The organism is Oscillatoria sp. CS-180, from assembly GCF_028330965.1.
Classification (GTDB): Bacteria; Cyanobacteriota; Cyanobacteriia; order Phormidesmidales; family Phormidesmidaceae; genus Halomicronema.
Genome location: NZ_JAQMUB010000045.1, coordinates 149086 through 163807 on the forward strand (window position 1 = coordinate 149086; position 14722 = coordinate 163807).

A 14722-nucleotide genomic window follows, 5' to 3' on the forward strand; every position below is an offset into this window, starting at 1 on the left:
ACAACAAACCAGCCTTGCCGTCCTGGGTCAGCACGCTGGATTCATCGCTTTAGCGACTGTCTATCCCAGTCAAGACATAGCAGCCTCTAAAAGGAGCAATACGGCTGGCAACAATTACGAGCCTTGCAGTCATTGCCAAACATGCCAGATCACCCCGATTTTAATCGCATTTTTGTCCAGCGGTAACTCCGTGCCTTTGGCCAACGTTTGGGATTGACGAGTGACGCGATCGCACCTTGTGGAAAAGACAGTTCGATAGCTGGTTGCACCATGCCCTCCAACACCGAGGGCAATGTCCGTAAAATTCCAGGGTTTTCGTCAGAACCCATATGACGGCTTGGGTAGTGTCTAGGGGGTGCTTTCTTCAGAAAATCTCCACGATAGAAGTGAAGTGTATTCAGCGTTAAACGAAACCACCGTTTTTGAAAGGCACATCATGACTAAGCAAACTCATTGTCCTGAATGTGGAGAAACCAGACTCCGACGTATTGGAGTTCCCGGCATTAAGAAATGTAGTAGCTGTGGGACATTTGTTGACACTCGCAAAGGCACATGGTGGCGTCGACTTCTATCTGCCTGATGCTTGCCGATCAAAAACCTAATCCTTTTGTTTGACTGAGAAGACATTGAGGTTTCATAGACGGCTCCGGCTATCTGTTCACGCAGGTAGCCTTTTTTGATAGGGAACGCCAATACAGCACCGTCATATCAGCAACATCTGGACAGTGAGCGGTTGCTCCCAAAAGCTAAAAATAACCCGCAAAAATCACAAACCTCTCTCTATCTATCGGCAGGATGTGGAAGAGTCGCAGGATTGTCTTTAAATTTGTAGGCAGCGCGCTTATTGATAATCGTCATAAAAATACATAGGGGAGACACCGCATGCTGGCGATCGCAGACATCATGACCCAAAACCTGCAAATCATTGATCGGACATCAACCGTTGCCGATGCGATTATGGCCATGCAGGCTCATGGATTGCGATCGATTATTGTTGACCGCACTGCTAGCGAAATGCCGTACGGTGTCTTGACTGAGCGAGACATCGTTTACAAAGTCTTTGCCCGCAACTTAGATCCGGTTCGCATTCGTGTCCAAGACATCATGCGGCATCCGTGCATTTCTTTGGAACCTCACCTAACGCTGCGAGAAGCTGCCTCAGTTATGTCAGATTCCAATCTTCAGCAGGCTCCTGTAATCCAGGATGGTCATTTGCTAGGTGTTGTGTCACTCACTGATTTCGTGAAGAAAGGATACGTTGTCAGCACAATATTGCCGATGTAACGGCTTCAAAATTAGGTCAGTACAGCGAGCCGCAGTCGTTTCCTGACAGTTTATAACAAGCTCGATAAGGTCTATGCGAAGTCTTCTTATTCTAAAGGAGCGGGTTCTTTTATGGGGCGGAACATATCTGTGAAGCGGCTCTGGACACCACTAAATAAGATTTGGCAGCGATTTACAATCAATGAAAAGCAGATCGCAGCTCATTTAGAAGCCGTTCGGCAACAGCTACCCACGACTGAAGTTGTCTTGATTGGCAAACCTCAGGCCGGAAAAAGCTCCATTGTGCGGGGCATGACGGGGCAGCCAGAAGACATTGTGGGGCAAGGGTTCCGACCCCATACGCGAAACACTCAACGCTATCCCTATCCGTCTGAGGAATTGCCGCTGCTGATATTTACAGACACGGTTGGCTTAGGTGATATTGAGCGTAATACCCAAGCCATCATTGAAGAACTCACGCAAACGCTCAAGCAAGATGCTGGGCGATCGCGAATTTTTATTCTCACGATCAAAATTACAGACTTCGCAACCGACAGTTTGAAGCAAGTCATTTCTCAGCTCAGACAAGATTTTGCTCATATTCCCTGTCTGCTCGCTTTAACTTGCCTGCACGAACTCTATGATTCGCCGACGGACAACCATCCTGACTATCCGCCTCAGATGGAGGCCATGACCCGTGCTGCACAAACTATTGAGGAAGGTTTCGGGAATTTGTGCGATCGTACTCTCCTACTGGATTTCACGTTAGAGGAAGACAATTACCATCCCGTTTTCTACGGTCTCGGTGCATTGCAGGACGCGCTCGATGATTTGCTACCCAAAGCTCAGGCTCAAGCCATTCATCAGCTTCTCGAAACCGACGAACAAGGCAAAGCAATTGGCGGACTGTATCGTCGAGTAGCACGCCACTACATCAGTGCTTTTGCCGTCATGGCTGGCATTGCGGCAGCTGTCCCCCTACCCTTTGCCACAATGCCTGTCCTGACTAGCCTACAGGTTTCGATGGTGGCCGTGTTGGGACGAGTCTACGGTCAGGCGCTGACCTTTGGACAAGCCCTGAGTGTGATCGGCACCTTAGCAGGCGGATTCTTCGCCCAGGCGGTGGGGCGAGAGCTAGTGAAGTTTGTTCCTGGTGTGGGCAGCGTGGTAGCCACGTCCTGGGCGGTTGCCTATACGTGGGCACTGGGGGAAGGAGCCTGTGTTTACTTTGGTGATTTGATGGCAGGCAAGGTGCCAGACCCAGATGCAATTCAAGAGCTGATGGGAGAAGCCTTTCAGCAGGCAAAACAAAACTGGAAAAACCGGAATCAAGATGAGTAGGCGCTTATGTTGAAGCTCAAACGCTGGCAGTGGATAGTCTTAGCCATTCCTCCTACTGTACTCATCAGTGGATTATTCATTCTGGCCGGAATCCAGCTTCAGCAGTGGGGCTTGAGTTGGCTCTGGGCCATCGTCGCGATCGCTCTTGTAGGCTGGCGCTGGTTGTTTAGTCGCTGGTCGAAACCCAACACTGCCCTGCTAGAGCAGAATCTAACGGAGGTGAGATCACAGCTTCAAGACACCCTGACCGAAACCGCTCAGCAGGTTGCTCCCGAAGAAGTTGAGACCGTTTTGCGACAAATCCTGGAATCTACACAAGACGATCTGCCCATTTGGGAGGACCTACCCATCTTCGCCCAGCGCTGTCAGGATCTAGTGCGCGAGATTGCCCACTTGTATCACCCTGAGGTCAAATATCCCTTACTAAACATCTACGTGCCCCAAGCATATGGCCTAATTCGTGGCACGGTGGACGATTTGGATCGCTATATGCGCGTTGCTGCACCGACCCTTAATCAGGTCACGGTCGCCCAGGTTTATCAGACTTACGAAACCTATCGAGCACTCGAAACCCCACTGCGGCGAGTTTGGACCCTCTTCGACCTCAGTCGTTGGGTATGGAATCCTATCGGCGCAATCGCCAAAGAAATCGGTCGTCCTCTAGGAGACCAGGCCAATCAGCAACTTTTGGCCAACTTCAGTCAGACACTGCGGGAAACAGCTCTCACGGTTTTGTGCAAACAGGCTATCGCCCTCTATGGTGGTCAGGCAGCCCTTAACTTTGCCACATCTACACCCGATTCAACCTCAGCTCAGACCCTACGAGAATTGATGGAGGAGGCCGAGTCAACTCAGGCGATCGTGGCAGAGCCTATTAATTTACTACTAGTGGGCCGAACAGGAGCAGGTAAAAGCAGCCTTATCAATACCCTATTTCAGCAAGACAAAGCTGAGGTCGATGTGCTGCCCAGCACTGACCAAATCACCAGTTACCGCTGGGAGACCCCCGACCAAGAGGCACTGGTCCTGTGGGATAGTCCTGGCTATGAGCAGGTTGACCGAACAGACTTCCGTCAACAGGTGCTGGCTCAAGCCGCGATCGCTGATGTGTTGCTCTTGGTGGCTCCAGCACTTGATCCGGCGCTAGAAGCAGACATCGCTTTTCTCAAAGACATCGCCCGAGAAGGGCATGATGTCCCCACCTTTCTGGTGCTGACCCAAGTGGACCGACTGCGACCCATCCGAGAATGGCAGCCCCCTTACGATTGGCAGCAGGGCGATCGCACTAAAGAACGCAATATTCGTGAAGCGGTCAACTATCGACAAGAACAAATGGGGAACGGAGTCCAGGCGATCCTGCCCATTGTCACGGCCTCTGAGGAAGCCAATCGAGCCAGCTGGGGTAGCGATGAATTAGCCACACAATTAGTGGAGGCGATCGCTCCAGCCAAGTCCGAAAGGCTAGCTCAGTTTTTGCGGAGTCGCGAAGCCCGCATCACGGCTGCCACTCGTTTGATTGAACGTTATGCGATCCAGATGAGCAGTAGTCAGGGCATCGTTGCACTAGTCAAGACGCCTCTCTTCGCGTTCCTCTCGGCCCGATTTACGGGAACTCCCGAACTGGGCACGTTGCTCGCCCAAGCTGTACCCGCCGAACACGTGCCCATTGTTGCCAGCAAACTGATGCTCACCTATGAACTAGCTGGCCTTTTGAATGAACAAACGGCGCTCTTTCGACCTGGAGAAATCCTCAAACTATGGCCGATCCTGCTGCAAAGTCGCGATCGCGCTCCTGGTCAAACGGCTTGGGCCTGGGGACAAGCCCTCGTTGAATACTGGACAAAAGACCTGTCCACCAATGCTCTCAAAACTCGATTTGAACACTACCTCAACCAACTCGACTCGATGCCGAGTCAAGTGAAAGCAGCGGATAGGGTTGCTAAAGGCGAAGAACTCTAGCGTGCTATGGCCGAGCAGTAGCATAAAGACGTTGTCTAAAGGCCCCTGCTGTGACCTTGAACTAACTTTGCCTCCCGAACCCAATTCACAACTTGATCAGCGGTAGGGCAAAGATCGGCACGACGCAGGGTCATCGTGTGCAGCTTGCGAATCTGACTATGCAAGCGTCCAGGGGCAGCGGCAGCAAGCTGTGACACGGAAGCAATACCGCTGTGCAGCAGCAACCCGCAGTATTGACAACCAACGCTCGGCAGCTGAGACAAATCAGCCAGGGCAATCCATTTTTGCAGATATCGCAAGGGAAGATTGAGGCGTTGCGCTGCTTTTTGAATGTTCTGGGGCGATCGCGCTAACCGCAGCAGATCTTGTGTCGTTTGTAGTCCCAGACTTTGAAGCTGAGCAACTTGCTCCTTCGAGAGACCAGGCAGTTCTTCTATTAACCAGGTTTTGAGCTGAGACATCAATTTCACAAGACGCGCAGAAGTTACAGCATACTCCCTCAGAAACTCATGTTAGGATGAAGGCCGGGATGTAGCGCAGCTTGGTAGCGCGCCTGCTTTGGGAGCAGGATGTCGCAGGTTCAAATCCTGTCATCCCGATTTTAGATTTTTGAACCTTCTGGCTATTGGAAAGCCGCCTCTGAAAGTGGTTAAATCGTGTTCGCGATTTTTTCGAAAACTGCTAGGATGCATCGGTGACGCCAAGCTTTGATGACAGCAATTTCAATTAACGGCTGTGTAAGCTGCCGTGATGGCTACAGCGTGCCGCAGACATGAGATTGCTTGTCAAAATTTGGGTGTCTCGTTGGGTCCCCAAACACGATCGAAGTGCTATTTGAGGAACCTCACGTTTCCTGGCATAGTCCTATTGTTCAGATGAAAAATAAGATGCTCATGCAAAACAAGATCTACCGTCAGCTAACCTCTGTAGGCCTAGCCAGTGTTGCGACAGCAACCTCAGTGCTCCTTGCACCAGGATCTGCTTTTGCACTCTCAGAGCAAGAGATTTTAGAGAAACTTGATCGAATCCCAGTCTTTTTAGTCGTTGACGATGCTGGTCAGCCCTTGACAGTCAGCCTTGAGACTGAAGAGGAAGCCGTCCCGTCACCCGTTGTCTTCATCGATTCAACTGAAGCAGAAGCTTTTGTTGAGGAGGCTGAAAGCGGAGAAGCCGAGTTCACTGATGATGTCCAGATTGCGATTTTGTCCCTGAGCGATGTTTATGCAGAGGCTAACGCTCAGCTCGATAGCGCTGATTCACTGGTCTATATTCCCAGTGCTCAGTCGCTCTATTTAGCTAGCGAAATCTCTAATCAGGAAATTCAAGGTGTTCCTTTGTATGCTGCTGTTGATCTTGAGCGTAATCAGTATCTCTTGACTGGAGAGAACACGCTGCCGATGTTCTTCTCCTTGCAAGATTTGCGATCGCAAGTCCAATCATTGGTCGCTGTTAATCCAGACATCGAGGATTCCATTGGCGTTGAAGTTACAACTTTTGAGACTGTCTTAAGCAGCATGGCGGCTGATGATCCCGAAAGCGATCCTTTGATGGAGCTAGTGGAATTTATTCCCTCTTCCCAAACGCTAGAGTATGTTCGGTCTTTGGCGGAGTCCGCTCCTGATGGTGAAGCCCCAGCAGAGTCTGCTCCTGATAGTGAAACCCCGGCTGAATAGTTTCGAGAGTTATAGCTTTGGCCATCTAGGCTTGTGCATAAGGCACATCGGGGTACTTAGTGCATAACCAGATGGCTCGCCCTTGTCCTAACGGAACTAGCGACGGCTATAGCTTCAAGGACCAGTTCCGTATCCTTAAACCTCTCTTGCAACTGCGCTGAGGGGATCATCATCATTTACAAACTCAGCTAGGGGGCAACTTGTTCTCCTCTTGCTGAGTTTTTGATGACGCTCAATCGTCACACTCTCAACGTCCTGGGCTGAATAGATGAAGCACTCCGGATCTATTCAGCAGCATGTTCGATGATGGGGCAGTAGTCCGCATCTAGCATTTCGCGTTGATCTGCCTCTGTAACTAAGACCTGGAGTTGCTGTTTAAGCTGGTTGAGTTGGTGGATACGTTCGTCAATCTCAACAATTTTTGTCTGAAACTTCTGTCGAACATCTTTGCACGGTCGTCTTCCTGAATCTGCAATACCCAGAACGTCTTGAATATCGTTGAGACTTAACCCTAAAGCTTGGGACTGTCGAATAAAACTGAGACGAGTTAAGACCGATGGTTCAAACAGGCGAAACCCACCAGACGTACGCTTGGCGGCCTGAATTAAACCGCGTTCCTCATAGAAGCGAATTGTTTTAACGGGCAAGCTACTTTGGGTACTTACTTGCCCAATCCGTAACAGCTCTGGAGAGGGAGATGTCATAGAACAAAACCATGCAATAAGGATGTATATTCACCTTAATTTATCTCTCCAGAGAGCAGGAGAGTTCGTCGTTTTTCGCAACAAATCAATCCTGCATGAATGACTATCCCGCTTGACCATAAACAGGAATCACAATCTGAAACGTAGTTCCTTTACCCAGTTGGGATTTGAACTCAAGTCGTCCGCCATGTTTGACTTCAATAATGTCTCGACTGATGGACAATCCCATCCCCGTTCCGCGACCGCTAGGTTTAGTCGTGAAGAGGTAATCAAACACTTTGGTCTGGACCTCGGGAGGCATACCCACTCCGTTATCTGAAATTGCAATTTTCACCCAGCCACAGGATTGATAAGTAGTAATGGTGATCTGATTCGGGCACTCATCCAAAACTTCAGGCGGCAGTATTTCTTCCCGTTCTTGAAGAGCATCAATAGCATTGCTCAGAAGATTCATCAGCACCTGATTCAAAGGGCCGGGATAGCAAATGACAGCAGGAAGCACATCATACTTTTTTTGCACATGGATCCCTGAGAAATGGCCGTTAGCTTTCAATCGGCTCGCCAGGATAGTTAAGGTGCTCTCAATGCCATCGTGGATTTGCACCTGTTTTTGCTCCGCTTCGTCTAGGCGCGAATAATTCTGTAAGGATTCGACAATCTCTCGAATTCGCTCTGCCCCCGTTTGTATGGAGCTGATGAGTTTCTTGAAGTCCTCTACGAGGAAGTCAACGTCGAGCTTTTCTGCAGAACTTTCGATTTCGCGGGTAGAGGCTCCTCGCCGAGCCAGGGACACCAAACTCAGCAACTCATCTACGTAGCTTTTAGCAAAGCTGATATTGCCGTAGATAAAAGTAACCGGATTATTAATTTCATGAGCAACACCCGCTACGAGCTGTCCTAAGCTCGACATCTTTTCAGCTTGAACCAATCGTCTTTGAGCATGGGTCAGGTTCGCCAGAGTGGCCTCAAGTTCATCAGCTTTCTGCTCTACGCTATGGCTGTAGTCGGCTAGTTGTTGCTGAGACCGTCTCAACTGATATGTCATTTGGTTAAAAGATTTGGCAAGAACCCCCACTTCATCTTGGGTCGCTACTGATACGGAAGCATTGAGGTCTCCGCTCGCAATTCTTCGAGCAGTTCTTGAAATTGCCAAGATAGGCTGCGAGATTTGACGGGCAAGAAAGTAGATTCCTAGTGATAGGAGAACTGCTGAAACTACGCCAATGACAAGAATGTTTCTGAGTAATATTCGAGCAGGCTTCAGCGCTTCTGACTGTGGCACCTCTACTAGTAACGCGAGGTTATAGTCCTCTAGCCACTGATAGACGCCAATGACAGGAATGTTCTTATAGTTGTTATACAGGCCTGTTCCACTCTCTCCTCGAACGGCAGCATCAATGCCTTCTGTGTGAACGCCTCTAGGAAATCCGCTGCGGCCAAAACCTTTGGCAGATACAAACACATTAAATTGATCAACTACATAGGATTCTTGACCGCTACTATTGTTTTCGTCAGAAGGTTGCAAGATTTCGTCTAGACGGTTGGAATTTAGGTGAATTGCCAATACTGCAGCTAGTTCATCATCAAGGTTCAAAACGGGCATCGAGATGGTTATCATTGGACGCTGTTTGATCGGAGAAGGATAGACCCCTTGAACGAAGAGACCCTCTTTCCCTTCAACAAAATAGATGTCTGTCGAACGGTATTCTCCTTCTTGCGCGGAATCAGTTGATATGGCAATTTGTCCTCCTACACCTGACATCAAGAAAATTTCCTCGACGTTGCGCTGGTTCTCCAGCAAAGTGTCAAAGTATTGATGGAGTTTTTGATAGCTAATGGTGCTTTTTAGCTGGTAATCGACGGCGTTTTCAGAGCGTTTGCTGAGGAGAGTGGCAGCTTCACGGATATCAGTCAAACCGGATTGAGTGACGATGAAGTCTTTCTGATCTTCAACCCAGCGTTCTAGGGATTCTTCGCGAATATCTGCGATCGCCTTCAGCCGCGTCAAAACTTCGGCCTCTAGCGCTCTAGCAGCTAGAGCATAAGCTGAGAAACTCGCTGCGGAAACAACCAGTAGAGACAGCAGCAGGAAAGAGGCCACCAGTCGAACCATTAGGTTATGGTTCCACAGTTGAAAAAGGTTATTAATCTTCAGTTTTAACCTCTTCGAACCGTGAAGCACTCTATTCTCCGATGCTATACATCTCGATATTTAGCAAGCATATTATCGAATAGATACACCCTGAAAGCATCAAGACCGCTCCTTAAGTCATGCTTTAATTTAGATTTTCAAAGAACTGCCAAAATCTCATCTTTAAAGTCAAAAATAAAGGGATCTAACCCAATTCGTCTATCAGTCTTGACATATTAATCCAGAGATAATTTTCCTTGACACCCATAAACGAAAACAAAAATGAGTCTGATGTACGACTTTAATGGCGTCAGTCAACTTGAAGAGATGCCTGATAGCTGTTTATCGTAGCTTCCTAATTAGGCATTGCGATCGCCTCAAGTCTTCCCCCATGTTTTCGAATATAGAAAGGTCGGCGCAATTGCCACTGCACTAAGAGGGATTGACCAAGCGCTCAAACTTGAACTGTCCGCCTTGAATTTTGAGCAAAACTACACTCTTGACAGGATCTCCTCCTCGCTGATAGCCAATTGTGCCAGTGACGCCTCGATAATCTTTAATACTAACCAACCCCTCACGAATAGCTTCTGGATCAGCTTTTCCTTGGTTCTGAATAGCCTGAAAAAGAAGGCCAAAGGCATCATAAGTTAACGCTGCCACATCATTGGGCACTTCATCATAGCGCTCGCGGTAGTGCTCTACAAATCCCCGAGCTTCTGGTTCTAGAATATCGGGCGCATAGTGGCTCGTAAAGATACTCCCTTCCAAATCATCAGATAGCTGCTCTGAGGATAATGTTACCCAAGCATCAGTCCCCAAAAAGATGGCCTCAATTCCAAGCTCACGGGCTTGTTCTGCCTGCACTAAGATTTCATTGGAATAGTTAGGCAGATACAGAATCTGAGGGTTTTGTTCACGAATGCGAGTAAGGTACTGAATGAAATTATTGTCAGCAGGATTATCGGGGGTATAGGTCTCATCGGCGACGATTTCTCCCCCAAGGGTCCGGAAAGCCTGTTTGAATACGTCAGCGGATGTCGTGTTGTGGGGTCGGGTGATGTCGTATAAAAGAGCTGCTTTTGTGGCTTGCAAATCTTTCCGAGCAAACTGAGCGATTACCTGAGCAGCCGCTAAGTCAGTAAAAGGAACCCGAAATGCGTAGCGTTTGTTAGCCGTAGTTGCTGGATTGGTTGACCAGGGACTAATCAAGGGAATTTGAGTCGCTTCTGCCACCTCTGCCACCGGAATGGCATTGCGGCTTGCTTGAGGGCCAACAATGACAGCCACATCTTCTTGATTGATCAGCTTCTGGGCAGACGCTACTGCTCCCTGAGGGGTATCAAGACTGTCCTCAATAACGAGTTTGATTAGGCGCCTTTGCTTTCCTGTCTGCAACCCGCCCATCTCGTTGATCGGCCTTACAGCCATTTGTGCTGCATTAATGGTGGCTTGTCCGACTTCTGGAATGTCTCCACTGAGAGACACGATTAAGCCAACTCGAATCTCGGGAAGCGATCGCGATCGCTGGCAGCTTCCAAAAACCAGGCTCATTGCAATCAAAGCAGCCAGTAACCAGAGCCTATATGATTTGAACATGGCAGCAGTCATAAGATGCTTTAAGTGAACCCCTTTCAGTTCGGTATTAACGTCTTAAGTAGTGCTCCTGGAATAGATAGCTTTGGTCTTCCTAGAAGGTTGATTAATTCACGTAGTCTCGGTGATAGTATCAGGTCGTTTGATCAAAATCGCAATGACCGAGCCTGATTTGGGTTTAAGGTATCTTGAGCCTGGGATAGCAATACGACCTGACGGCGATCGCACCAATAGGAACCGTCTTTGAATTAGATAACCGTTTAGCACGATGAATAGCCAGCAGCCAACCCAAGAACCCTACATTAAACTCGACCAATTCTTGAAATGGCAGCAGATTGCCCAATCTGGAGGTGAAGCTAAAATGCTGATTCATAACGGCTACGTTGAAGTCAATGGTGAAATGGAATTACGGCGCGGACGCAAACTCTTTCCAGGAGATGTGGTCACGGTAGATGACTTGTCTTACACAGTGGAAAGCTCTGAGCACAGTTAACATCATGTATGGGATGACCTACGTCTGCACCAACAGCGTTGAAAATGATTGAGTGCGACAGGGAGGTCTTACCCATCTTTTTGTATTGCCCATTTTGTGTGTTGCAAAAGTGTTTTTGAATCAGGCATCGCTGATTGTTTTTGATGGCGCCCTCTGCATAGAGAAAACAGATAGACAGGAATAGGACAATTTGCTAAAAACCAAAGCAGATACCCTGTAAAATTCTCAACATATCTCGCAAACAGTCTTACAGGACGTTTTTAGAGATTTAACAATCCCCAAAAAGGTCGCAAAATATCTCTCGGGATAGTTACCGAGGTTAGAATGTAGAATCGTAACTTCATACACGGACTTCTTGCGTAAGGATTATGTATTCAATTTAACTTTTTCCTTATTGACCTGAAAACTCCCGTGTTATCAATTGAATAGCAGAGACGATAGTAACTTCTCAGGGTAAAAATTACTACTTGAAATTATCTACCTCTCGTCGAGACTACTAACAGGATAGTATGAAGGTCATTTTTTCTAAGGTTCTACACAGTAAGACAGGCTTAGCAGCCTCTCTCGTAACCGCTTCCGTTTTGGGCATGACTGTATTGGCTCCTTCCGCTCAGGCTTTTAACTTGGTTCCGTCTGCAGAAGGGGAAATCAAGACAAAAGACTTGGGATGCTTAACGGGCAATGACTGTTTTGAGCTAGATAGCAACATCTTCAGTAGCGTCACTAGCGAAATTGATGATTCTACTGGAACTCGGAGCTATCTCTTTGTAGATAGAAAGGGAACCCAAAACACCTACAACGATACCGTTAATGGTGGGACGTTTACGTTTGGCGCTGTTGATAGCGGCACCACTGAAAGCACTGAACACTATTGGTTCCGCCCCGTTGCAGTCAACCCCGACGGTTCTCTGATTGAGGGTGGAGAGCTAGAAGTTGGAACGTTTACTTTCGAATTCACCAGAATGCTCTCTGAACTGAACCTCAGCTTTTTTGACACTGAGCGCTCAGGAACGACGAGCTACAGCATTAATGGCGGAGACTTTGTAACAATCGCCAGTGGTCCAGATGCAAATATTCAAGACGTCGCACTGACAGACGTCAAAACCATCACTCTCAACTTGGGTGAGCGTTTTGGTCGAACGGGTGATGGCGTCAATTTCAATGGAACAGCTTCTGTCCCGGAACCCAGCTTGGTTCTCGGCGCTCTGGCAGCAACTGCTGGAGGCGCAGTTTTTCGTAAGCGTCGTCAGGCACAGTCCGAAGCATAATTGACCCGTGTGTGGGTCTGATTCTCTCTACTGAATGAAGCTGTTCTACGGTCCAAAGTAGAGCAGCTTTTTTTTGGTAAGCTCTATTTTCTATCCTTTGTTATTGCCCTATCGCTACTCACATCAAACTCTACAAACTTCATGGTGCGTCCCCTCCTGAAACATATTCGAATTGTGCTTGTAGAACCTGCTGGTGCCTTAAATGTGGGGGCTGCGGCACGGGTCATGGCGAATATGGGTTTAACTGAACTGGTTCTTGTAAACCCGCAGTGTGATCCGCAGGGGAATGAGGCTCGGCTAATGGCTGTTCACGCCGCAGAGATACTAGAGCAGGCGCTTGTTGTCACGACGCTTCCTGAGGCACTTACGGGTTGTGTTAGGGCGATCGCCACCACGTCTCGTGATCGTGCCCTCAACACGGACATGGAACTTCCCGAAATAGCCCTTCCTTGGCTGCTAAAACCGGCGGAGGTAGAAGAATCCACGGCGCTAATCTTTGGCCCAGAAGATCGAGGACTCAGTAATGAAGAGTTGAACTATGCCCAGCGTTTTGTGCGCATTCCCAGCGATGCTGACTATCCTTCTCTCAACTTGGCGCAGGCGATCGCCCTCTGCTGTTACGAACTGGCCCGAGCTGCTGAACCTCGCCATCAACCTACGATCCGAAGCGAACCGATTTATCCCCAAGCCTCTGTTCCCTTGGACAAGTTAGAGGGTTTTCATCAGCATTTAGAAGCTGTTCTGCTTAAAATTGGCTACCTTTACCCCCATACAGCAGATAGTCGTATGGAAAAATTTCGGCGTTTCTTTCTACGGGCTGCGCCGACTCATCAAGAGTTAGCTATGCTTAGGGGGATTTTGAGGCAGATGGAGTGGGCTCTTATACAAGCCAGCAACCATTCCCCGTCTGAAGGCAACTCTTCCTCACAAGAGGATGCGCGTGGCTAAGGTGACAAAAGAGACATAATGGCAGACAACAATCAGCAACTGAATAACAACTCCTCGCCCTTGCGACGGTACGTTCCACCTGCCGATGGGCGTTCTGATCACACCAACGTTACACCTCTGCCCAAACCTTTGCCTTTAGACAGTAGTCCTGCCAAGCAGCCTGGCGTCACACCCAGACGGAGTCGCACTACACAGAACGTCCGCAGTCGCTGGCGTAAGTGGATCCAAACAACATCTCCAAAAGCAACCGAGGATAACCGAAAGCGATCGCCTGTCTCTTCACGCCAACCTCAACAGGCTTCGTTCACGTCCGCTAGTTCTCATCGACCTGTCCAGCTTCCCGGAAAAATACAGCCTCATAGTCAGCCTCGCGAATCGTCAAGATCTGCCATCAAGGATCCGTTAGAGTCTTTTGCTAAAAGACCTCAGGTCTCACCCGTTCAGCCAGCCCCTGTCCAGCAGCCTCAGACACAGCCGCCCAACACTGTCCGCGTCCGTGTTAACGCTAACAAGGTGACTCCCCTAAAACGTCAACCGGTTTGGTCCACTCCAGCAGATTCCTCACCTCCGAAAGTTAGCTCTCGTCGCGAGTCTAAACCTCGCCGCTCGACTCGAAAAGCACCCCGTCCTGTCTTGTACGGTATCCGCCTGCTGATTTTGGGGACAGGCATAGCCGCCATTGCTGGAACCATCTTGTCGTCTCTAAATCCCCAAAAAGAGGGTTCTACAGCTCAAACTGCTAATCCAAATGCACCCCAGGCTGCGTCTCGTCAAAGTTCTGGACGCAATGCGCTCACACGGACAACCTCTCTTCCTTTAGCTGAAGAATTGATTTCAGTAGAAACTGATTTGGTTGCTTTAGAATCCATGACACCAGGATTACAGCAGTCTGTCTTTTTCTACGATTTAGATACCAACAATTACATTGATCTCAACGGAACAGAGGCTGTCTCCGCAGCCAGCACCATTAAGCTGCCTATCCTAATTGCTTTTTTAGAGGCTGTTGATAATGGAACCGTGCGACTCGATCAGGCTGTCACCTTACAGGAAGACATGATTGCCAGCGGTTCCGGCGACATGCAACTGCACGAAATTGGTAGTCAATATACGGCGTTGGAAGTCGCGACAGAAATGATCGTGAATAGCGATAACACCGCTACCAACTTGATGATTACGCTTTTGGGTGGAACCAATGCCTTAAATACAAAGTTCCAAGAATGGGGATTAGACGCAACCCTTCTCCGGAACTTACTGCCGGATTTAGATGGCACCAACACTACCAGCGCTGCGGATTTGGTCAGAATGATGACTTTGGTTGATCGCGGAGAACTGTTGAGTATGCGATCGCG

The 14722-nt window shown here is 48.7% G+C and carries 12 protein-coding genes and 1 tRNA gene; 9 read left to right on the top strand and 4 right to left on the bottom strand.

Translation table 11 applies throughout. The annotated features are described in order from the left end of the window. Positions 1-882: 882 nt before the first annotated feature. From PN498_RS11780 to PN498_RS11790, 3 genes are all read left to right on the top strand, one after another. Entirely contained in the window at positions 883-1284 is a 402-nt protein-coding gene (locus PN498_RS11780) for a CBS domain-containing protein (protein ID WP_272062965.1), read from the top strand. A gap of 111 nt (positions 1285-1395) precedes the next feature. After that, on the top strand, positions 1396-2604 hold the full coding sequence (locus PN498_RS11785; protein WP_272062967.1) for a YcjF family protein: 1209 nt from the start codon (positions 1396-1398) through the stop codon (positions 2602-2604). 6 nt (positions 2605-2610) lie between these two features. Then, the gene (locus PN498_RS11790; RefSeq protein ID WP_272062968.1) at positions 2611-4563 is read left to right on the top strand and encodes a GTPase; all 1953 of its coding nucleotides are present in this window, start codon (positions 2611-2613) and stop codon (positions 4561-4563) included. Between the two features lie 35 nt (positions 4564-4598). Here the strand turns inward: PN498_RS11790 and PN498_RS11795 are convergent, their stop codons facing one another. Continuing rightward, positions 4599-5024: a DUF4332 domain-containing protein gene (locus PN498_RS11795; protein ID WP_272062969.1), complete on the bottom strand. Its 426-nt coding sequence runs from the start codon at positions 5022-5024 to the stop codon at positions 4599-4601. A gap of 64 nt (positions 5025-5088) precedes the next feature. Between PN498_RS11795 and PN498_RS11800 the strand changes: the two genes are divergently transcribed. After that, positions 5089-5162 (top strand) — tRNA-Pro (locus PN498_RS11800). Positions 5163-5456: 294 nt separating this feature from the next. Further along, a complete protein-coding gene (locus PN498_RS11805; protein ID WP_272062970.1) occupies positions 5457-6236 on the top strand; it encodes a Tic22 family protein in 780 nt (259 codons plus the stop codon). Positions 6237-6520: 284 nt separating this feature from the next. On the opposite strand, the gene PN498_RS11810 is transcribed toward PN498_RS11805, so the two are convergent. The 3 genes from PN498_RS11810 to PN498_RS11820 form a co-directional block, all read right to left on the bottom strand. Further along, positions 6521-6940: a MerR family DNA-binding protein gene (locus PN498_RS11810; RefSeq protein WP_272062971.1), complete on the bottom strand. Its 420-nt coding sequence runs from the start codon at positions 6938-6940 to the stop codon at positions 6521-6523. Positions 6941-7043: 103 nt separating this feature from the next. Next, positions 7044-9053: an ATP-binding protein gene (locus tag PN498_RS11815; RefSeq protein ID WP_272062972.1), complete on the bottom strand. Its 2010-nt coding sequence runs from the start codon at positions 9051-9053 to the stop codon at positions 7044-7046. 450 nt (positions 9054-9503) lie between these two features. Further along, positions 9504-10622, bottom strand: a complete 1119-nt coding sequence (locus PN498_RS11820; protein WP_272062973.1) for an ABC transporter substrate-binding protein — start codon at positions 10620-10622, stop codon at positions 9504-9506. 310 nt (positions 10623-10932) lie between these two features. Between PN498_RS11820 and PN498_RS11825 the strand changes: the two genes are divergently transcribed. The 4 genes from PN498_RS11825 to PN498_RS11840 all read left to right on the top strand — a co-directional run. Beyond that, positions 10933-11157 carry an RNA-binding S4 domain-containing protein gene (locus tag PN498_RS11825; RefSeq protein ID WP_272062974.1) on the top strand — a complete coding sequence of 75 codons (225 nt, stop codon included), beginning with the start codon at positions 10933-10935 and terminating at the stop codon, positions 11155-11157. Between the two features lie 509 nt (positions 11158-11666). Next, positions 11667-12425, top strand: a complete 759-nt coding sequence (locus tag PN498_RS11830) for an LEVG family PEP-CTERM protein (RefSeq protein ID WP_272062975.1) — start codon at positions 11667-11669, stop codon at positions 12423-12425. Between the two features lie 141 nt (positions 12426-12566). Continuing rightward, on the top strand, positions 12567-13373 hold the full coding sequence (locus tag PN498_RS11835; RefSeq protein WP_272062976.1) for an RNA methyltransferase: 807 nt from the start codon (positions 12567-12569) through the stop codon (positions 13371-13373). Positions 13374-13391: 18 nt separating this feature from the next. After that, on the top strand, positions 13392-14722 hold a 1331-nt coding region (locus PN498_RS11840; RefSeq protein WP_272062977.1), incomplete at its 3' end, for a serine hydrolase.